The organism is Vibrio sp. 03_296, assembly GCF_002265885.1.
Genome location: NZ_NPKW01001241.1, coordinates 1 through 851, shown reverse-complemented (window position 1 = coordinate 851; position 851 = coordinate 1). Strand labels below are relative to the sequence as shown.

General features: G+C 41.2%; 2 protein-coding genes. One reads left to right on the top strand and one right to left on the bottom strand.

Annotated features, from left to right (window positions below):
* Positions 1 to 47: 47 nt before the first annotated feature.
* Positions 48 to 206 carry a DUF3265 domain-containing protein gene (locus tag CIK04_RS31270; protein WP_176463338.1) on the bottom strand — a complete coding sequence of 53 codons (159 nt, stop codon included), beginning with the start codon at positions 204 to 206 and terminating at the stop codon, positions 48 to 50.
* A gap of 199 nt (positions 207 to 405) precedes the next feature.
* On the opposite strand from CIK04_RS31270, the gene CIK04_RS31265 reads away from it, so the two are divergent.
* Positions 406 to 851 (top strand): transposase (locus CIK04_RS31265; RefSeq protein ID WP_142995053.1); only part of this gene is annotated, 446 nt, incomplete at its 3' end.

The following is an 851-nucleotide window of genomic DNA, read 5'->3' as shown; positions in this document are numbered from 1 at the left end:
CAGCTGAATCCTATTTCTTCATAGGAATTTGGTCACTGTTTAATTTTTCATTCAACCATCTTAAATTTAAAATGTTTTACATAACGCCGCGTTAAGGGGTGAATGCCGCATAAACCAACCTTCCGCAGACCACTTTCACCACCAAAACCAACCGCATACCAAAAATGCCACGCGGCATGAATCCCTCTTAAACGCCTTGTATGGATAATAACTAACGAATCAGGGTAAGGTGAGACCCAGACTTTAGCTGCAACTAAAGTTCTCTATCTGATAGTTCGATTGAACGCTGGCTCCTCTATTGAGAGACCGATAACAAGAACGAACATCAGATAGAACTCCAAGCATCACACTCGAATAGTCTTCTGGGTCTCGAGCCCGCATTTCGCAAGCAAGAGTTAGCTTATTATGAATACAAATACACTTCAAAACATTAATGTCGGCGTTGATACAGGTAAGACACAACTTGATATCTATATCCGCCCTCTCGATATCTATTTTAATGTCACAAATGATGAAAAAGGCTCAAACAAGCCAGTTCGCACTATTGCTAAATATCATCCAGAACGGATTGTTATTGAAGCAACCGGTCGATTGGAGATGCCATTCATCTTAGCGTGTGAAAAAGCCAATCTGCCTTATGTCATCGCTAACCCATTACACATCAAAAAGTTTTCTGGTGCTCTTGGCAATAAAGCGAAAAACGACCGCCTAGATGCGGCGCTTATCGCCCACTACGCCGAAGCAATCAAGCCAAAACTCACGCAATTAAAAAGTGAAAACATACGTTTAATGAGCGACTTAGTCACTAGACGAAACCAATTACTATCAATGCAAACGATGGAAAAGAATCG